At 64.3% G+C, this 19759-nt stretch carries 18 protein-coding genes; 12 read left to right on the top strand and 6 right to left on the bottom strand.

Annotated elements, in window-relative coordinates; translation table 11 throughout:
* The first annotated feature begins 313 nt into the window (after positions 1 to 313).
* Positions 314 to 1483, top strand: a complete 1170-nt coding sequence (locus tag H6718_34050; protein ID MCB9590484.1) for a sel1 repeat family protein — start codon at positions 314 to 316, stop codon at positions 1481 to 1483.
* A 61-nt stretch (positions 1484 to 1544) separates the two neighbouring features.
* On the opposite strand, the gene H6718_34045 is transcribed toward H6718_34050, so the two are convergent.
* Together H6718_34045 and dnaE are read right to left on the bottom strand one after the other, a co-directional pair.
* On the bottom strand, positions 1545 to 2798 hold the full coding sequence (locus tag H6718_34045; GenBank protein ID MCB9590483.1) for a DUF4388 domain-containing protein: 1254 nt from the start codon (positions 2796 to 2798) through the stop codon (positions 1545 to 1547).
* Positions 2799 to 2871: 73 nt separating this feature from the next.
* Positions 2872 to 6429: a DNA polymerase III subunit alpha gene (dnaE, locus tag H6718_34040; protein MCB9590482.1), complete on the bottom strand. Its 3558-nt coding sequence runs from the start codon at positions 6427 to 6429 to the stop codon at positions 2872 to 2874.
* A gap of 596 nt (positions 6430 to 7025) precedes the next feature.
* Between dnaE and H6718_34035 the strand changes: the two genes are divergently transcribed.
* The 5 genes from H6718_34035 (at position 7026) to H6718_34015 (ending at position 11678) form a co-directional block, all read left to right on the top strand.
* Positions 7026 to 8165, top strand: a complete 1140-nt coding sequence (locus tag H6718_34035; protein MCB9590481.1) for a hypothetical protein — start codon at positions 7026 to 7028, stop codon at positions 8163 to 8165.
* Positions 8166 to 8524: 359 nt separating this feature from the next.
* Positions 8525 to 9136: an OmpA family protein gene (locus H6718_34030; GenBank protein ID MCB9590480.1), complete on the top strand. Its 612-nt coding sequence runs from the start codon at positions 8525 to 8527 to the stop codon at positions 9134 to 9136.
* Positions 9137 to 9311: 175 nt separating this feature from the next.
* On the top strand, positions 9312 to 9917 hold the full coding sequence (locus H6718_34025) for a c-type cytochrome (GenBank protein ID MCB9590479.1): 606 nt from the start codon (positions 9312 to 9314) through the stop codon (positions 9915 to 9917).
* Positions 9914 to 10336, top strand: a complete 423-nt coding sequence (locus H6718_34020; GenBank protein ID MCB9590478.1) for a hypothetical protein — start codon at positions 9914 to 9916, stop codon at positions 10334 to 10336. Before H6718_34025 ends, H6718_34020 begins: the two co-directional genes overlap by 4 nt.
* A complete protein-coding gene (locus H6718_34015) occupies positions 10317 to 11678 on the top strand; it encodes a sigma 54-dependent Fis family transcriptional regulator (protein ID MCB9590477.1) in 1362 nt (453 codons plus the stop codon). The genes H6718_34020 and H6718_34015 overlap by 20 nt, the downstream gene beginning before the upstream one ends.
* A 69-nt stretch (positions 11679 to 11747) precedes the next feature.
* Here H6718_34015 and H6718_34010 read toward each other — a convergent pair whose 3' ends face one another.
* Genes H6718_34010 through H6718_33995 form a run of 4 tightly spaced genes read right to left on the bottom strand, consistent with a single transcriptional unit; the run spans position 11748 to position 14720 of the window.
* Positions 11748 to 13061: a DUF3570 domain-containing protein gene (locus H6718_34010; GenBank protein MCB9590476.1), complete on the bottom strand. Its 1314-nt coding sequence runs from the start codon at positions 13059 to 13061 to the stop codon at positions 11748 to 11750.
* Between the two features lie 55 nt (positions 13062 to 13116).
* Entirely contained in the window at positions 13117 to 13335 is a 219-nt protein-coding gene (locus H6718_34005) for a DUF4266 domain-containing protein (protein MCB9590475.1), read from the bottom strand.
* Between the two features lie 12 nt (positions 13336 to 13347).
* Complete coding sequence (locus H6718_34000; protein MCB9590474.1) at positions 13348 to 14133, bottom strand: SH3 domain-containing protein; 786 nt, start codon at positions 14131 to 14133, stop codon at positions 13348 to 13350.
* A complete protein-coding gene (locus H6718_33995) occupies positions 14130 to 14720 on the bottom strand; it encodes a hypothetical protein (protein ID MCB9590473.1) in 591 nt (196 codons plus the stop codon). Before H6718_33995 ends, H6718_34000 begins: the two co-directional genes overlap by 4 nt.
* A 275-nt stretch (positions 14721 to 14995) precedes the next feature.
* On the opposite strand from H6718_33995, the gene H6718_33990 reads away from it, so the two are divergent.
* The 6 genes from H6718_33990 (at position 14996) to mtnP (ending at position 19742) form a co-directional block, all read left to right on the top strand.
* Entirely contained in the window at positions 14996 to 15178 is a 183-nt protein-coding gene (locus H6718_33990) for a hypothetical protein (protein MCB9590472.1), read from the top strand.
* 147 nt (positions 15179 to 15325) lie between these two features.
* Positions 15326 to 16555, top strand: a complete 1230-nt coding sequence (locus H6718_33985) for a TIGR04552 family protein (protein ID MCB9590471.1) — start codon at positions 15326 to 15328, stop codon at positions 16553 to 16555.
* A gap of 178 nt (positions 16556 to 16733) precedes the next feature.
* Entirely contained in the window at positions 16734 to 17243 is a 510-nt protein-coding gene (locus tag H6718_33980; protein MCB9590470.1) for a DUF507 family protein, read from the top strand.
* Between the two features lie 46 nt (positions 17244 to 17289).
* The gene (locus H6718_33975) at positions 17290 to 18159 is read left to right on the top strand and encodes a YicC family protein (protein MCB9590469.1); all 870 of its coding nucleotides are present in this window, start codon (positions 17290 to 17292) and stop codon (positions 18157 to 18159) included.
* Positions 18149 to 18838 (top strand): guanylate kinase, encoded by a 690-nt coding sequence (gmk, locus tag H6718_33970; GenBank protein MCB9590468.1) that lies wholly within the window; start codon positions 18149 to 18151, stop codon positions 18836 to 18838. The genes H6718_33975 and gmk overlap by 11 nt, the downstream gene beginning before the upstream one ends.
* 34 nt (positions 18839 to 18872) lie before the next feature.
* Entirely contained in the window at positions 18873 to 19742 is an 870-nt protein-coding gene (gene mtnP / locus H6718_33965; protein MCB9590467.1) for an S-methyl-5'-thioadenosine phosphorylase, read from the top strand.
* Positions 19743 to 19759: the final 17 nt, after the last annotated feature.

Below are 19759 nucleotides of genomic sequence, written 5' to 3'. Positions count from 1 at the left end.
CCACGCTCGCCGGCTGGATTGGGTGGTTTCTTTTGGTTCGCGGGCCCCCGCTGGCCCGCGAACGGCTTCGGCTCGCGGCTACGCCGCTCGCGTCGCGTTCGTTCGGCGGGTTGTGCGGGTTCGCTGGCCTCCGGCTGACACTCGGTGTGCTTGCGACCTTCGGTCGCTGCGCCTCGCATTGGGTGGTTTCTTTTGCTTCGCGGGGCCCCATCCCCGCGATCGGCTTTGGCGCTCGTGGTGCGTGTTAGCGGCGAGCGGATGCGAACTGCCCGACTCGTTCGATGTGTTGAAGGACACGGGGTATAACGCTCCGATGCGGTCGGGGTTCGTGCGCTTGTCTGGTGGGGCGCTCGGCGTCGGTTTGTTGGTTGGAACACTTAGCTGTGGCCGTGAGGCGGTCCAAGCGCCCAGCGCGGCTCAGATCCGCGGGGCAACGACGTGTGACGCGGGAGCTGCCCGAACGGACTTGTTGTTGGTTGATCAGCAACCCGAGGTGCGAGCCGATCTCGAGGCGGCGACGCGGCGGGGACTCGCGGTGGTCCACTTCGACTGCAGTACCTTCGTGGTGCTGTCCCACTGCAGCGTGGACGCGGCATATGAGTTCGCGCCTCATACACCGAAACAGCAGCTGCTTCGCTTCCAGGACGGCGCCTCCGTCAGCGCGAGCCTGCCGCTGACGTACGCAGCTCACGCGGCGGAGCTTGCTGCCGGCTTCGATCAGGGGCGCTCCCTCGATTTGGCGTTGGTGATGAGTGGGCGCCTCACTACCCAGAGTTGGGGCGTGAGCTCCGAGGACTTGCGCGGCGACTGCCAGGGAGCAACCCACGTGGTGAGCTCCGCGGAGGTCGGTGCCTTCGCGCTGCACAGCGGCGTGCGCAGTCAGACGGTGACTGCAGCGGGATTGTTCGGCGCAGGAGTCGACACCAGGAACGCACAGGGCTTCGAGCTCCACGCGGCTGAAGGTAGCCCCGCTGCGTGCGCCAAACAGGGTGCACCGTACCCCGGCTGCGACGCGATGCTGCGGGTAGAGCTTGTAACTCTCCGCGCCCCTTCCCCGCTGCTCACCGCGCTCACCGAAGAGCAGATGCAGCCACTCCGCGGAAAGCTATGCGAAGACGTCGAGCTTTGCCGCGCGGAATGTAAAAAGGACGACGCCGATGCCTGCATGCAGTACGCGACACTGCACCTGCTTGGAGATCGCGTTGCGCGAGATCTGGGCCGTGCTGGCAAGTTCATGCTGCGAGCCTGCGAGCTCGATCAACCGCTTGCGTGCACGCTGCTGGGCATCGAGATGCTGAACGAAGCGAGCCCGCATCCGGATCTCGCGAGGGGGCGCGACTACTTACGCAGGCCTTGCGAGCGCGGCTACGCGGAGGCGTGTCATGCCTTGGGCCTGTCGTACGCAAACGCCGGAGACAGGCGGGAGGCCGGGCGCTACTTGCAGCGCGCCTGCACCTTGGGCGCGAGCGACGCGTGTCAGTAGCCCAGTCGCCAAAGCCACTGGGAACCTACCCTCACCCCCAAACCCGCTCACGCCGCGACCGCTAGCTCTTCAGCTGGCCTACCCAGCCGCTCACTTCGCGCTCGAGCTGGGCGTCTGCTTCGTTTCCAAGGGCGTTGCTCGCCGCAAACAGGGCGAAGCTCACGTACTCGTGCAGGCTCTGCTTGAGGAAGCGCTCAGGATCCGTGCCGCCCGCGACGAGCACGCTGTTTTCCGCCACTTTTTCTGGTTCGAGCGCGCCGGTCTCCGCGGGACCCGCGCCGCGAAACAGGATGTCGTACACCCCGCCCCCCACGGCGAAGCTGTCCAGAGACTGGCGTAGGACGGTGCCTTTCCCTGCGGCATCAGCTGCTTGGTGGACGCGTTCGAGCACCAGGTTCGCTACGCCGACCACCGCCTCTGCGCCGCCGCTCATGCGCGGAGGCTCCAGGCGCACATGCTTGGACTGCAGCATGGCGTAGACGTCTTTGGTCGTGGTGAACTCGCCGCGGCCAGTCATGCGCCCGATTTCTTCGATGCTCATCAGGCCGTCGATGACCTCCCAGGTTTTCTTGAACTCTTCCTGGGGCTCCCCGTCGGCATCGCGCTTGACCGGCACGTGCTCAGACGATGGAATTTTCACACGGAAAAAACGCATCTCATCGAGACGCGTCACGCCGTCCATCAGCAGGGCGTTGGCGCTGACGGTGTGGTGGGAGACCAAACGCCCTTCGTCGAAGCCGTCGAGAAAGAAGAAGGTGCCGTCACTGATCGCGAAGGTGGCGAACACGATCTCATCGATCTGCTTACCAATCAGCTTATACAAGCGCTCCTCGGTGATCACTCCGAGCTCGATGGCGCCCTGTCCAAAGCGCGAGCCGGAGCGCACTTTCTCCATCACTGCTTCGTGCTGCGCTTCGTCGATGGCGCCGAAGCGGTACATCACCATGCCGAGGCGCTCGTCATCGACTGTCGTCTGGGCGCCCACGACGTTGCCACCATCGAAAAAGATCGCGCGCGTGGCTTCTCCGTCGAGCACGATCAGCTCGCCACGCCAACCGGTCTGTCCAAGCAGAGCCAGCACGTCGCACATCGTGCCAGGAGAGGTGATTTCCCCAGCCAAGCGTACGATGGCGCCGTCCTCCGCGTCGCGCCGACCGTCTTCGCCGGTGTAGCGCATCATGACAACGTGAGCCGGCGCTGGGAGCATGCGGTACGCCCCCTCCCGCGCTCGCAGTCGCTGACTCGCGACCGTACCGATGGGATGCACGACGCCCTGCGCGTCGATTCGTACCAGCTCCGCTCGCGCCTCTCTCATGCCACCACAAAGGTAGTACAGGCGGAGCCCGCATTCTGAAAAACTTGCAGTCCGCCGAAGCGCGCCGGGACGATCAGCGGAGTTCGACGACGGTGTCCCGGAACACCTTCTCGAGCCCAGAGAGCATCGCATCCGTCGGCTCTACGCTGAGCTGATCCAGCGCCATCACAGCTTCTGCGCCGTCTGGCAGGCCGATCACTAGCTCAACACCGCAGCTCCCAGGAGACTCCCGGAGCAGCCGCGAGAGCTCGCTCAGCTGGGCCTCGCTGGTCCGCTCGTGCTTGAGGCGGACAGTGACCTGACGGGTCGAGCCAAGCACTGCGCTCGAGAGCGGCGCGACCTGGTTGACCAGGATCGTCGGCTCCAGCTCATCGCTTGGCTCGTCGGTGATGGGAAAGCTGACCTTGCCCGACACCAGGACGGCTTCGCCGCTCGTCAACACGTGGGCAAAGGACTCGATCAGGTCCCCCTTGAGCTTCGCCTTCACCTTGCCCGTGAGGTCTTCGATGTCGAAGAACGCTGCTTTTTGCCCACTCTGGCGGAAGATGCGCTCGGCGTAGCCTTCGACCATTCCGGCGACGGTGACCGCGCTCCACTGTTCAGCCTTCTTCAGATCGGCCACTGGCTGCGCGAGGCGCGCGAGCTTCTGCACGCCGTAGCGATCGAGGGGGTGCCCGGACACGAACCAGCCCAGGGCCGCTTTCTCCCGGCGCAGCGTTTCGACGCGGTCCCACTCCTCTGCAGGTGGATACTCGCCCAGCGTCTGATCGGTGCTGGCCTCGGGTTTCGCCGCGTCGAACAGACCAAACAGCGTCTCCTGGCCCGCCTCACGATCGCGGCTAGCGGCGCGGGAGCGCTCGAGGGCGCGATCGATCGCGGCGAAAGCTCGCGCCCGGCTGATCCCGATGGGATCCAGCGTGGAGTCGAAGGCCCCGCACTGCACCAGCGCTTCGAGCACGCCCTTGTTCAACCGCTTGGCGTCGACGCGCTGGGCGAAATCGAACAAATCGCGGAACGGACCTCCGGCTTCGCGCGCCTCGAACACACTCTCCAGGGCCGCCTCACCGACGCCGCGGATCGCCCCCAAACCGAAGCGAATTTGCGGGCCGTAGGGGTCCCGGAGCTTGCCCGGGCCTCGCTTGGGGCCGCGGCCTTGGGGATGCGCGTAGACGACGGTGAAGTCTAGGGCGGACGCATTCACGTCCGGCGGAAGCACGCTGACACCCCAGCCGCGCGCCTCGTCCACGGTGCGCACGACCTTGTCGATCTTGTCCTTGTCGGCAGTGAGCAAGGCCGCGAAAAATTCCGCAGGGTAATGCGCCTTGAGATACGCGGTCTGATAGGTGATCAGCGCATACGCCGCGGAGTGGCTCTTGTTGAAGCCGTAGGAAGCAAAGCCCTCGATTTCCTCGAAGATGCTCTTCGCCTGCTCCGGATCCACGCCGTTTTTCTCTGCGCCTTCGATGAAGATCGCCTTCTGGCGCTCCATCTCCGACGCCTTCTTCTTACCCATTGCGCGGCGGAGCAAGTCGGCGCCGCCCAGGGTGTAGCCGGAGAGCTGCTGAGCGATCTGCATGACCTGCTCTTGGTAGACGGGCACGCCATAGGTCGGCGCCAGCACGTCATCGATCAGCGGATGCAACTTACGGATCGCCTTTCGGCCGTGCTTGCCGCCGATGAAGTCATCGAGCATGCCGGTGCCGAGGGGACCTGGACGGTAGAGCGCGACGGCAGCGACCACATCCTCGAAGCAGTCCGGCTTGAGCGGCCGGAGCACCTTCTGCTGCATGCCGTCGGACTCGAGCTGGAATACGCCCTTCGTCTCACCGCTGCTCATCAGGGTGTAGGCGTCCTGGTCGGTGAGCGGGATCGAGTCGAGGTGTAGCGGCTCTCCGGTGCGGTCGGGGCGCGCGTTCACCAGCCGCTCCGCGATATCGATCACCGTGAGGGTCTTGAGCCCCAAGAAGTCGAACTTTACGAGGCCGGCCGTCTCGACGTCGTCCTTGTCGTACTGCGTGACGAAGTTGCCGTCGTTGTCGAAGGTCGGGACGTGATCCGAGAGCGGGCCCTCGCTGATCACGACGCCAGCCGCGTGCATGCCAGCGTGGCGCGTCAGCCCTTCGAGCTTGGTCGCCTGCTTGATCAGCTCGGCGACTTGCTCGTTCTCCTCCATCTGAACCTTGAGCTTTGGCTCGACGTCCAGCGCCTCGGTGATGGTGTAGGTCTGACCCGGTCCCTTTTCCGGGATCAGGCTCGCGATGCGTTGCGCTTCCGGCGCAGGAAAGCCCATGGAACGCGCGACATCTTTGATCACGCTGCGCGCCTTGAGGTTCTGGAACGTCGCGATCTGCCCGACGCTCTCCACGCCGTACTTCTGAGCGACGTAGCGAATCACTCGATCGCGCTTGGCCATGCAGAAGTCGACGTCGAAGTCGGGCATGCTCACGCGCTCCGGATTGAGGAAGCGCTCGAAGAGCAGCGCGTAGGGGATCGGGTCGAGGGAGGTGATGCGCATCGCGTACGCCACCAAGGAGCCAGCGCCGGAGCCACGACCGGGTCCCACCGGGATCCCGCGTTCCTTTGCCTCACGGATAAAGTCCCAGACGATGAGGAAGTAGCCTGGGTAGTCCATCTTGAGGATGATGTTCAGCTCGAACTCGAGGCGCTTCCAGTATTCCGCCTCGTCGAACTTCACCCCCAGCGCGCACAGCTCCTCGAAGCGTACACGCAGGCCATCTTCCGCTACCTTACGGAAATAACTGGCGGTATCGAAGCCCTCCGGCAGTGGGAAGTTCGGCAGCATCGGCTTGCCGAGCTGGAGTTCGAGTCCCGCGCACTTTTCGGCCACTTCCAGCGTATTTCGCAGAGCTTCTGGGTGGCCCCGAAACGCCTCAGCCATCTGCTCCGGCGTCTTCAGATACATCTCGAAGCTGTTGTGGTGGTGAGGCGCGACCTCGGCGTACTGTTTCCCTTGGCGAATACAGTCGAGGTACAGGTGGGCCTCCCCGTCGGACTCATCGAGGAAGTGGACGTCGTTCGACGCCACCACACTGAGCCCCATGCGCTTCGCGGCGCTGCTCAGGATGTCATTGACGACGGGGTTCTCCGGCAAGCCGTGGTTCTGGAGCTCGACATAGAAGGCACCCGGGTCGAAGATATCGCGCAAGGTGCCGAGCACTGGCTCTGCTGCCTCGGGGCCGCTCTCCATCACGCGCTGTGCGGCAACTCCGCCAAGGCACGCACTCAGACCGATCAGCCCCTTGGAGTGCTGGGCGAGCGTTTCCAGGGTGATACTCGGAGAGCTGGTGGCGGCGCTCTTGGTGTAGGAGAGGCTCGAGAGCTCGACGAGGTTCTTGTAGCCATCCAGGCTCGACGCCAGACACACCAGGTGATCCACGCGCTCGGTGCCGTCTCGCGCCACGTTCAGCTCACAGCCGATGATCGGTGTCATCTCCAGGGCGCGGCAGGCCTTGTAGTGCCGAATGGCACCGAACAAGTTCGCGTGGTCCGTCATCGCCACCGCGTTCATCCCGCGCGCCTTGGCGGCTGGCGCGAGCTCCCCTAGCTTCACCGTGCTCACCAAGAAGGAGAATTGGGTGTGGACGTGGAGGTGCACGAACTCCGGCTGCATCTCACCCCCATAGCGCAATCCGCTGACCCCTCGCAGCGCTTGACCCGCTGAGCTGAAAACCAGCGTTTGTTTGCGACCGGCCGGAGTCGAGTGTTTCGGAGCCACGCGTCAAAACGAGCGCTCGCCCGGCTCGCTTGCGCAGACGGCACCGTGCGTGAGTTTGCGCCAACGGCGAATTCACCGAACGGGCGTTTGCTCCAGTGCTCTCTTGGGCTACACTCCGGATTGGCGCGGGAGGTCAAAAAGCCTGGATTCTTCAGGGTCTGTCATGCATTCGATTGGCCGGCCAGGGCCTGCAAAGTCCTTGCATTGAGTGCCGTTCCCGTTACCATCCCGGCGTCCGATCCCAGCACAAGAAAGCGAGCAAGCAGGCGAGCGTTCACGTGCTGTGGGTTTGGGGGTGAGGGGTCGAGTCGCCTCACGGCGACAAACCAAACAACCGCTTGGACTTGGAACGGAATCGCAGCGGCCGAATTGAAGCCGCACAGATACAACCAGCCGGAAACACGACTTCCACGGGGCAACCCGGGACCGGCGAGGAATGGAAAAGCTCTTTCGCTCCGCCATGGGGCGAACATTAAGGAGGAGGCATCCGCATGCTTGGCAAGAAGTTGGGACTCTTGGGAGTGTTGATCATGGGCAGCTCGCTCGCTTTTACGGCGTGCGGAGGCAGCGACGGCGACAGCGGTAGCGGTGGCAGCGGCTCGGGCGCGAGCGGCGGCACCGCTGGCACTGGCGGCACCGGAGCCGGCGGCAGCGGTGGCGCGACGGACGATGCCACGTGCGCTGACGCAAGCTGCACCCTCCCCCCCGAGGCCCCCTCCAGCCCCACCGCGCCAAGCGGAGGTGCAGTGACCTTCGCGGTCTCCAAGATTTACCTCGGGGATACGACGCGCGACGGCACTTCGGACAGCAAGGCGTGGCAGAACTTCGGGTACAACCTCGACGGCATCGTCTCGACCAAGAATGGCAGCAACCATTGCACCGTGCAGCCCGGTGCAAACCCCTCACAAGTGAAGAGCGACGGAGCGGGTGGCGTGGACAACGCATTCGGCGCGAGCTTGCTAACAACCATTCTGAGTCTCGCGCCCACCGCAGGTGAGGACGTCAACCAGTCCATCCTGGATGGCGATTTCACCATCATGATCCACAACGAAGCGCTCGGCTCCGAGGCGAACCAGGGCCCGATCAAGGCTTCGCTGTACGGCGGCTCGAAGCTCGAAGGTGGCCCGAAGTTCGACGGCACTGACATGTGGCCGGTCACACCCGAGCTGCTGAACAACGGCGACATCAACGATCCGAAGGTCAAGTTTGAAAACGCCTTCGTGACCGACGGCACGTGGGTGTCTGGGTCAAACGCCACCGTGACCCTGAGTATTTCCATCCAGGGTTTCACGCTGAACCTCGTGATCACCAACGCGGTCATCACCGCCAACATCAGCGACCAGAGCAACGTGACCGGCGGTATCATCGCTGGCGTGCTGGACACCGATGGCCTGATTGATGAGCTGCGCAAGGTCGCGGGGGCCGTCGATCCCAGCCTATGTTCGGGTTCGACCTTCGACAGCATCGCGACGCAAATCCGCGCGGCGAGCGACATCATGAAGGACGGCACCAACGGTCCGGGTGCAACCTGCAACGGCATCAGCATCGGTCTTGGCTTCGACGCCAAGCCCGTCCAGCTCGGCCCGGTCGCTGACCCGTCGATGCCTGGCGAAGATCCCTGCGCCCAGTGATCGATCGCTGAACCAGCGCATGTAGGCTGGCCGAACGCCCCAACCTCCCCCGGAGGTCGGGGCGTTCGAGTTTTGTACGTCCGCTGGGCGCTTACGCCCGTGCCCAGGCACCTGAAACGTCTCGGAAAGCAGACTATTTCTGCCAACAGCCCGCGACCTTGAAGTTAGAATCGCTCGCCTTCGTCCATTGCATGATCGGGCCTTGTTCGTCCGGTCAGCTTCCAATGCTTGTCTAGCCAGGGTTGGTGGGCGCGCTCGGCGCCTGAGAAGGCGCCAAACGGGTACAGTTCACGCCATTCAATGCACCGGGGAGGAGCTTGAGTGCGCGGTCGTAGGAGGATCCTAAGATGAAGAAGTCCATGCTTGTTGTTGCTGTAGCAGCCGCGCTCGCCGCGCCTGCTCTGACCGGGTGTACGATCAAGGCCGGTGGTGCCGCGAACGCAGGTTCGCCGCCCCCACCCCCGCCTCCGGCAACCACGGAGCCTGCCCCAGCACCAACCCCCACGGAGGAGCCAGCTCCCGCGCCGGCGCCTGCGACGCCTCCGAAGGTCAATGCCTCGACGGGCCAGGTCGAAATCCCGGGCAACGTCGTGTTCGACACCGGCGCCGCAACGCTCAAGGAAGGCGGTGGCTCCGAGGTGGTGCTCGAGCAGGTCGTCCAGTTCATGAAGGACAACCCCAAGGTCACCAAGCTGCGCGTCGAGGGCCACACGGACAACGTGGGTCAGGCGGCGGACAACGAGAAGCTGTCGGGTGAGCGCGCGCTCACCGTCAAGCGCTGGCTGATCGAGAAGGGCGTGGACACGGCGCGACTGATCTCGGTCGGCTGCGGCCAGAGTCGTCCCATCGCCAGCAACGCGACGGAAGAGGGCAAGGCTCAGAACCGCCGCGTGCAGTACCAGATCGCCGAGAACCGTGGCCGTCCTTTCCTGGGGCGCCCGCTCGACGGCGGCTGCAAGGTCTTCGAGTGAGCGGAGACAGCTCTCGCTGAGCCTGCATGGGCCGCTCCAAAGAGCGGCCCTTCGCTTTTTCTACGGGTCGAAACTCGGTGCAAAGCTGGGCACGTTTGCAGCGCTCCGGGCGCGAATGCGGTTGCCCATGCGTTGCGGGTCGTGGCAGACCGGCGAGGTGCTTAGGCGAATCCTAGTGAGCCTCACCCTGGCGACCGCGCTGGCAGGCTGCAACCGTGCGCCAGACGACCTTCGCGAGTGGACTCCCGCCGACCACCACCACACCGCGGAGCCGAACCGCGGACAAGTCACCGGTGAGCCCGATCCGGACACGGCGAAGCCGCCGCCAGGCCTCGAAGACGTGACCATCGTCGCCTGGCGACGCAACTGCATGCGCTGTCACGGCGTCGTAGGGCGCGGCGACGGCGCCCAGGGCGCCATGCTCGGGGCCACCGACTTGTCGAACCCGGCGTGGCAAGCCAAGGCTAGCGATGAGCAGATCGCCAGCGTGATTCAGCACGGAAAAGGCGCGATGCCGCCGTTCGACCTCCCAGAGGCCACGGTGCAAAAGCTGGTGAAGCTCGTGCGCCTGTTCAACGCTGCACGCAAAGACGACAGCGCGGCAGCTCCTCCCGGAAGCAACGCACCCGACGCAGAACCCGCTCCAAGTGCGGGCGCGCCGAACGGCAGCGGGAAGCCCGGCGCGAGCGCAAAGCCTGCGACCACCGCCCCCCCCGCGAATGGCACCAAACCGCCTGCGCCAGCCCCCACGCAACAGCCGGGTGGCGCTAGCGCGCCGTGAGCGAAGCCACACCAAGCAAAGTCAGTGTTCGCCGCTGGGCCCGCTGGCTCGTGGTGCCCCTCGGGCTGTGGCTTGGCAGCCTGTTCTGGCCGGCGTTCCCTCGAGACCAGACCCTGACGCTGGACCTCGGGCCGGATAGCGCGCAGGTCGAGGCACTCGACCTGACCTGGACGTTCGACGGCGAACCCGAGCCGCGCGGCGGAGTTCGTCGCAAGTTTCCCGGTGGAGCGCCTCGTAGAGTTCAGCAACGGATCTACGGCCCGAGCGGCGAATGGCAGATCCACGTCCAGCGCGTTCACGCCCCTCGGGACGGCGAACGCAGCGCGCAAAAGACATCGAGCCAACATCGCGTTAACCTGGCGGGCGAAGAGTCGATCCTCTTCATCAAGGACGCTGCCGGTGAGCCAACCCCAAACTGAACTTTCCACTCGCGCCCACGGCGAAGACGCCCGCGTCACAGAAGAGCTGATGCTCGTCGTCCTGAACGGCAAAGCGCGCGGGACCAAGGTCAAGCTCAAGCCCCAGTTCAAGATCGGTAAGAGCAAGGACAATGACCTGGTCTTGCCGGACGACACGGTGAGTCGGCACCACTGCGAGCTGACCCGAGTCCCTAGCGGCGTGCTGGTCAAGGACCTAGGCTCCACCAACCACACCCGCGTCGGCCAAACCGTGATCACCGAAGCCACGTTGGTTCCGGGAGGCACACTGACGGTCGGCGACGTGGACCTGATGCTGCGCCTCGAGATCGCTCGCGCGCAGATCCTACCGAGCGAGTCGGAGACCTTTGGAGAGGCACTCGGCAAGAGCCTCTCGATGCGCAACATCTTTGGCGTGCTCGAACGGATCGCGCCGACGGACGCGGGGGTGCTTCTCGAGGGCGAGACAGGTACCGGCAAGGACGTCCTCGCACGGTCGGTTCACGCGATGAGCCCCCGCAAGGACGAGCCGTTCATCGTGGTCGACTGCGGCGCCGTCTCATACAGCCTGATCGAGAGCGAGCTCTTCGGCCACGAACGCGGTGCATTCACCGGGGCGGTCGCGCTGCGCACCGGGGCGTTCGAGACCGCCGGGCGCGGCACTCTGTTCCTGGACGAAGTGGGCGAACTACCCCTCGATGTGCAGCCGAAGCTCCTGCGGGTGCTCGAGGCCGGTGAATACCGCCGCGTGGGCGGTAACCGCAGCCTGAACAATGAAGCTCGGATCATCGCCGCGACGAAGCGCGACCTAAAGCAGGAAGTCGAACGCGGTAAGTTCCGCGAGGATCTATACTTCCGCCTCGCCGTGGTGCCCCTCACGGTGCCGCCGCTACGCAGTCGGCGTGAGGACATCCCGCTCCTGATCGAGCACTTCCTGGAGCTCGCAAAGAAGCGGGACCCCCAGGCTTCTGAAGTGCACCTGGACAACCAGACCATCGCCGCGCTCGCTGCCCATGACTGGCCCGGAAACGTGCGGGAGCTGCGAAACGTCCTCGATAGGGCGCTCTACCTCGCAACCGCGAGCGGGGAGAGCGAGCTCCGTCTCGTCGATCTTCCGGTGAACCCCACAGCGAGCCACGGCGAGTTCAGTTTCATCGCCGGCCGCAGCTATCGCGACACCCGCACCTCTTTCGAGGCGGAGTTCGAGCGCCGCTACGTGACCTGGCTGCTAGAGCGCCATGGCGGCAACATCAGCGCGGCCGCGCGTGAAGCTTCGATGGACCGCAAGCACCTCTACGACCTGGCGAAAAAGCATGGGCTACGTGGCAAGGGCAGCAAAGACTGAAGCGGCCACGAGCGCGGTTCGGGCTGACGAACGCAGCCGAAACACCGACCGGGGCCGCCAGCGGCAGCTCTAAAACGAGGCGCCTAACCCCACGGAAGCAACCGTCGCGAAGGTATCGCTGACGTTGCCACCCGCCCAGGTGAACTCGTCGAGGTTCGTCTTGATCACGTCGAGCCCAAAGCTTGCGTCGAGGTTCAAGAACATGCCGATGATGCGGTCCCCAGGGACGCCGTGAAAGTTCATCAAGACTCGCCCACCAAGCAGGTAAGACGAGAGCGGTGAGAGCTCGCGGTCGCCGGTCCAGTACTGGCCGCGCGGACCGAACTTGGGCTCGCCACCGGTGTAGTCATCGCTCCAGAACAGCGCGCCGCTCTGGGAGTAGTAACGGCCTCGCACCAAGAGCCGAAGCCACTTCAAGATGTAGCGCTCCGCTTCGAGTTCGTAGGTTTGGCTGAGGACATCCCAGGTGTCGTTGTAACCCCGTACGCCGAGGCCAATCGCGGTGTCCACGCCCTTGATGTAGTAGCGCATGCGTAGCGCCGCAGCCCCGCGTGCGCGGTTCTCCGGGTGGTGCTCCTGAGCCAGCTGGCCACCGGCGCCAATCACTACCGCACGGTAAGGGTTTCCGAGGAACCCATGCTGCAAGCCACCCGTCAGAACAAGCTGGGTCGCCAACACGGGTGTCCAGGTCTGGGTCCACGCCCCCTGGAAGCTGTCGATATCGACGTCGTCCGTCTTACGGTCGTCGGCGCTGGTGAAGCAACCGGTGGAGCTATCCAAGCGTGGCCGCAGTGTCGGCGCCAGGCTGTCAGCGTAGTTGTAGTTACACACTTGGTCGAAGCCGCGGGAGTACGACAGCTCGAGGCGTGTGTTGCGCTTCAAGAACTCGGTAGCGCCGGTCACGCTGATCGACTGGGAGCGGTAGTCGCTCTCCATGCCGTAGCCGTAGGTAACGCTCAGCGTCGTTTCCTTGCGGCGAAGCGTGATGCCACCGCTTGCGACATGACGCACATCCGTGACCGACGCGTGGGAGACTATGTCCGGGGAAATGCCTCCCGACTTGGTCGGTTCGCTGGCGCCGGACACGATGTCCGCCTCGTAACCCGCATGCACGCTGAGAGCGTCCCAAGGCGTCACCGACAGCTTGATGGAGGGGTTGAGCACCGTCATGGCGCTGTCCGGCGACGGCTCACTGAAAACAGTGGTGCGCACGTCGACGTCAGCGACCTGGGCGCTCGACTCACCCGAACCGACCACGCCCGCCAGCAAGGCACCAACCGCGATCGACACGCAACGCATGGCGATACGTCGTGCAGCGCTCGGCTCGCGACGCGCGGCGGCTCTACTGCCAACGTTGTGGATCACGTGAGACAACTCAGACACCTACTCCGACCAACCTCTAGCTACTTCTCACTCTAACTCGCCCGCTGCAATCGCTTCAGTTGCAGCCACAACCACCACCTTCGACCGAGCCCGCGCCGAAAGACCCCTCGCGGTTCTCCAGTACGTGCTGGCGCGCGCCTTCTTCTGAGGCGTTTCCATCGAAGCGCATGATTGGATCCGCGAGGATTGCACGCTGCTCCGGGCGTACCGTGACGCACCCCACGCTGCTCGCGCAGGCGATCCCGATTACCAACAGCTTGAAGGTTTTGCTCATGGTAACGGCCTCCTAAAAGTAGGTTCCCAGCCCGCCGAAGTAGCCCTGCGTGTTGCGATAGCTGTCTTCGGTGAACAAGATCGTGTTGTTGGCCTCGATGCGAATCAAGATGCGCCAGCGCAGACTCACCAAGAATCCACCACCGGCACGCGCGTGATAGACGGTCTCGTCCTTCAGCACGAACGCGTCCTCGTTGGGGACGGTTCTATAACCGCCACCTCCGAGGTGCAGAAACGGCGAGATCGCCCAATCCGGTGCCAAATCCAGGGTTCCGCCTCCCCCGAACAAGATCCCCTTGCCCTCGGTGTTGAGATGCATCCCGACGTAACCCTCGATGGCGAACGCGGGCGCGAGCACCAACGCCGGACGCACCTCGGAGTAGCCGTTCTTGTCGAACAAACCCGCCATGATGGCGAAGCCCGCGCGTGTGTTCTCGAGCGCGGGGGGGGAGAAAAAGCCGGGCGTCCCTGGGCGATCCACTTCGTCCTCACCGATCGCCACCGGCTCGACGGTGTCGCCCAGCACATAAGCCGTGCGCCCGTCTTCCAGCGTGACCTGCAACCAGAAACCGTTGCCCTCGCGTCCGCTGATCAGGAACGCCTCACCCCTTTCCGCGCGGTAAATAACGCGGTAGGTGATACCGGGGCCGCTGCGCAGCTCGGTCTCTGCAACGATCACGCGAGCAAACGCGTCAGGTTCTTCCTGAGCGTGTGCAACGGCAGGCAACACCCCGAGCCCGAGCAGGCAGACTAGGGCCGCAGCCGCGCGGTTGAACTTGGAGGAAGTGCGAGTTCTCATTGGCTGGAGAAACGCTCGGCCCAGTCCCGAATCACCTGTGCATCCGGGCTGTTGGGGGCGAAAATCTGCCGTGGGTGCGCCGTCGTTCCGGTGGGACGATTGAACAACGGAGCGAGGTCCGGGTCGCGTCGCATCTGGGTCTGCGCCGCCTGGTAGTTATCGCGCGCCGTGTTGTTGGGCGTGATCGAGGGCGAGCCGTTCTGGCAGCTGTCGCCCACCAGGGGCGAATAGTCACGCAGGCGGAAGTTGGTCACGTTGAAGTGGCACCCGCCCGCGGGATCGGAACCGGAACCCGGTCCGCAGCTGTTCTTGAAGAGCACTGGCTCCACTTCGCAGAAGTAGAAGTCCTCATCGAAAACGATGTCGGCGATCTGGAAGTCCTGACCGGCGTCGACCGTCGTGCACGCGCTGCTCGGAACCAAGGACAGGAGCACAAGGGAACCCAACGCGAGGCGCAGACCTACGCCTCCGAACCACCTCGCGACCCAAGCCAGGGAGTGCCCTCCGGAACCAGCAGCCTCCGAGCGCCGATTGCTCAACCGCGCCTTTACTGCCCCACGCCTCGCCGCCGAGACCCGCAACCTCACGTCCTGGACGCTATCACAAACCTCGAATGAGGACGGGGGTTTGCACCGGCCCCGAGTACGAATGAGATCGAAGCGCACACTGAGACCCACATAAATAAACACCCGCGACACCAAGTCCTTGAAGACGGCGGCCCGTGCGGCTAATCAGTTGGCCCCTTCAAGCGGAGGTAGTAGGTTATCCTACATCGTCACACCTCTTATTCCTGGACGGATCCGAAAGCCTGACAGGAAGTGGCGTAGAGCACTCAAGCTCCCCTGCTCGAGACGGAGACGCGATGAAGCTGAATTTCTGGTACCTCGCCGCCCTGCTCCCCCTGGCCCTCGTGCTCTCCAAGAGCGCCTTCGGAGCGCAATTCGCGGTCATCGGCATCACTCTCGGGATCTTCTTCGGCACCCTCTCGTTGCGTAAGCCCCGTCCTGCCGACGCGACGGCTACGGGAACCAATCCGAGCGTCTAGTTCGTCGTGTCCCGCGGCCGCATGCTACGGATTGGCCCTGGGTCGTTTTCCGTTTGGCCTACAGGCTGAGCGTCGGCGGAGAGTTCGGTGACCGAAGGAGCGACGCCCAAGCCTGTAAGGGACCCGCGAACGGCGAACGAGCACCGACTGGCGCTCGACCGTGCGCGCGGCGAAGGGCTCGGACGCGTCAAGCGTCTGGATGAGTTCTCGCTTCACGACACCGAAGCGATCCGCATCATCCTCCAGGGCGGTTCAGTCATCGACTGGCATCGTCTGAATCTGGAGTCGGTGGAGCAAGCGCGAGGCTTGCTCATCAATCACGATCTCGACCCCGACGATCGAGTGGATCGTGGCTACATCGAGTACATCAAGCGCGAGGCCATCGCCTACTTGAGGCGAAACTTCTCCTTCGCGATCCCGCGCCCGGTGGAACAGATGGGGATGGAGGAGCTGATGCTCCTTGCCTCGGGGAAAGGGCACCGCCAGCTCTGCGCCTGCACGATTCTCAAGGCCGTGCAGATCATCAACCACCTGACTGGCCGCGAGCTTCTATTTCGCCTGCCGGTCAGCGACCGTGAGCTGTTCCACCTAGTCGAAGAGAAGGTGTATCGCGTCGTCGGCATGATGCTGAGCCAAGGCTTCCCCATCACCGAGTTCATGGGGGGTCGCAAGAGCCTCGACTCCATGTACACGAAGCTGCTCAGCAAGTCTGAGTCCACCGCGGCAGCGATTTACGACAAGCTACGCTTCCGCATCGTCACCCGCGAGCCGGCTGATCTGCTGCCCGTGCTGCTTTACCTCACGGAACAGCTCTTCCCCTTCAACTACGTCGTTCCAGGGGAGAGCGTAAACAGCATCGTCGATCTGACGCACTACATCGAGTCGCATCCCCAGCTGTCGCGCCATTCCAAGGATCTCCAGCAGCCGCTGGATCCAAGCGCCAGCCAGAACCGTTTCAGCGCGGATACGTATCGCGTCATCAACTTCATTGCTGACATGCCCGTTCGCGTGCCGCCGCAGATCATGGAGCTTGCGCCCCCCGGCTCTGAAGACCTGGGGCGGACTGTCTACATGTTGTGCGAATTCCAGCTGCTGGACTCCCACACCGAGGCGAAGAACGAGGCTGGTGAAGCGAGCCACGACGCCTACAAGGCTCGCCAGCGCGGAGCCGTCGCGCGGCGCTTGCGCCTCGGAGCACGCGCCGCGACGCGGCCGGTGCGCGCGCAGCCAGCTGCAACCGAGTCGCGTCCCGACAACGAGCCAGTGCCCGCGAGCACCGCCAAGCCTCCTCGCCGAGGGAAGAACCCGGTCGGCGGCCCGCCGGTGCCACCGGCCACTCGCCGCAAGAGCCACAAGTCCCGCAAGCGTCGCCGCTGAGGCATCCCGCAGGCGGGAGTCTGAACAGCGTGCGCTAAGCACGCGGACCGGCGCCCAGGACGCGAGGTGGAATCCGTCAGTCGCAGCGGAACTCCCCCGCCCTGCAACGGCACCAGAAACGTGCGTCTCGGCCGCGAGACGCGTTGCCCCACGCTTCCCAACCCTGTACGGATCCCTCATGCGAATTCCCGCTTCGAGGATCCCAGCGCTTGCCCGCGACATGACGAGCTCGCTGATGTCCGATGGTGACGTTGAATCCGAGTCTCCAGCGGAGCTCCAGAAGGACATTGAGGCCGTGCTCACGCAGTACATGCGCGACGAACAGGCGGTCACCGATCGCGCCCGTGAGCTGCTGGACGCGCGCCGGCTACCAACCTCCGAGCTCGGCAAGATGAAGCGATTGGTCGCCGACGAGCGCAAGTTCAAGCTCGGCGACGAAGCGGTCGACTACATCCTCGATCAACTGATCGAGTTCTTGATGCACAGCAACAACGTCGACGAGATCTACTGCGAAGACGTTGTCCTGCGTCGCAAGCTGCGCCTGCCGCTACGCCAGCTGCTCGCCGCCGAGCAGAACCTGGAGCAGGAAGTCCGCGGCCAACTCAAGCACGTCAAGGAGGGCACCGCCGTCTGGGACGTCGAGTACAAGCGCATGATGGAGGACATCAAGCGCCGCAAGGGGCTGTGATCCGAGCTGCGATCCCCGCTGTGGTCCGGTTAGGGAGGAGTGCCGCATGCGCAGCATGACCGGCTTCGGTTTCGGAGAAGCCGACCTGGATGGCGGGCGGGTCGTAGTCGAGATCCGCAGCCTGAATCATCGATTTCTGGACGTCAGGGTGCGTCTCCCTGCGGATCTCCAGGAGCAAGCCTCGTTCTTGGAGCAACTCGCGCGCGCAGAACTCGGACGAGGTCGCTACGACATCGGAGTGCGCGTGGAGGGCGGCGCCCAGACCCGCATGTTCTCCGAAGAGCGAGCGCGCAACGTCTACCACTCGCTGGCTCGCCTGAGAGACGAACTCGCCCCCGGCACGGAGCTGCCCGTGAGCGTCCTCGGACAGCTCTCACACCTCATCACCGCTTCCCCCGCGGATACGGAGACCCCGGTGCAGGCCGCGCTGGCGTCAGCCATGAAGTGCGCCCTCGCCGCGCTGCAAGAAATGCGTGAGACCGAAGGGCAAACCTTGTGCTCCGAGCTGGAGGCGCGCCTGGGAAAGGCGCGGGAGGCCTCACAGCGCATCGCGGAGCGCGCACCGGAGGCGATCGCGCATCAGCACCAACGCTTGAAAGAGCGGGTCGCGAGGCTGCTGAGCGACACCGGAGTGCAGCTCGATCCAACGCGCCTGGCTCAGGAAGTCGCGCTCCTTGCTGACAAGAGCGACATCACTGAAGAGCTCGTACGCCTCGACAGTCACTTCGATCAGTTCGCGAGTCTGCTCGAAGATCCCCAGGCGGTCGGGCGCCGACTGGACTTTTTGCTGCAGGAAATGGCACGAGAGTCGAACACTATTGGTGCCAAGAGCCAGGACGCCGGTCTCAGCCACTTGGTGGTCGAGCTCAAGGCGGAGGTCGAGCGGCTGCGGGAGCAGGTTCAGAATGTCGAGTGAGCACTCAAGCGCAGATCGAGCTGCGGCCGGCGGCGGACCGTTGTTGTTGATCTTGTCGAGCCCATCGGGCGCCGGGAAAAGCACCCTCACCCGGCGGGTGCGCGACCAAATCGAGAACCTCGAGTTCAGTGTGTCTCACACCACTCGTGCGCCGCGTCCGGGGGAGCAAGACGGCCGCGAGTATCATTTCGTAACGCGCGAGCAGTTCGAGTCCGACGTGCGCGCTGGGCGCTTCCTCGAGTGGGCTGAAGTTCACGGAAACCTCTACGGCACGAGCGTCGCCGAAGTCGAGCGGGCGCAACACGCCGCCGGCGTGATCTTCGATGTGGATCACCAAGGCGCACGCATGATCAAGGCACAGCGACCGGACGCCGTGGGCGTCTTCATCCTGCCTCCGAGCATGGAGATTCTGCTGGAACGCCTACGAGGTCGCGCGAGCGAGGACGAAGCCACGGTGCAGCGCCGATTTCGCGTCGCCCGGGAGGAAATCGCGCACTATGGCCTGTTCGACTACGTCTTGGTCAACGCCGACCTCGACAAGGCCACGCTGGAACTGACTAGCATTTTCCGCGCTGAATGGTGCCGGCGTCGGCGGGCTGCACAACACGCCGAGCGGCTGTTGTCCGCGGCGCGTGACCTCCCAAAGTCCGCGCTGCTCGCTCCAGAGTCCGCCGATTGATCTAGCGGGCGACACCATGTTAGGCCCACGACCCGTGAGTTACGTTCTTGGGGTCATTGGCGGCAGTGGTATCTACGACATCCCTGGCCTCGAGTCGGTGCGGGAACACCGCCTGTCGACTCCCTTCGGCGACCCCAGCGACGCGGTGACGGAAGGCACGCTGCGCGTCGACGGTAGCGAGGTGAAGCTACTCTTTCTGCCTCGGCACGCGCGAGGTCACCGGGTCTCTCCGTCCCATATCAACTACCGTGCGAACATCTGTGCGCTCAAGCAACTCGGCGCAACCCACGTCGTCAGCCTGTCTGCCGTTGGCTCGATGCGTGAGGAGATAGCTCCCGGTGATGTGGTTTTGGTGGATCAGTACATCGACCTGACCAAGCGGCGCACGTCGACCTTCTTCGACCAGGGCGTGGTCGCCCACGTTGGCTTCGCCGATCCGGTGTGCAGCCTCTTGGCGGAGCAAGCCGCAGCGGCGGTCGAGACCGCTGGCGGCAAGGTGCACCGCGGCGGAACCTACGTCTGCATGGAAGGTCCCCAGTTCTCTACCCGCGCGGAAAGTCAGCTGTATCGCAGCTGGGGTGTCAGCGTGATCGGCATGACCGCGATGCCCGAAGCGAAGCTCGCTCGGGAAGCGGAACTGCCCTACGCCACCATCGCGTTCGCGACCGACTACGACTGCTGGCACGAGACGGAAGAGGACGTCAGCGTCGAGGGCGTGCTCGCGGTGCTCCGCCAAAATGCGGAGCTTGCAAAGGCCAGCGTGAAGGCGCTAGCAACAAAACTGCCGGATCCGCAGCAATCGGTGGCCCATGAGGCGCTGAAATTTGCGCTCATCACCAGCCGGGACCACATCACAGCGGCCGACCAGCGTCGGCTGGGGTGGCTCCTCGACCCTTACCTCTGAACGACCTTGGCGCTGCC

This window comes from Polyangiaceae bacterium (assembly GCA_020633205.1).
Classification (GTDB): Bacteria; Myxococcota_A; Polyangia; order Polyangiales; family Polyangiaceae; genus JAHBVY01.
This window is presented reverse-complemented; position numbering and strand designations above follow the sequence as displayed.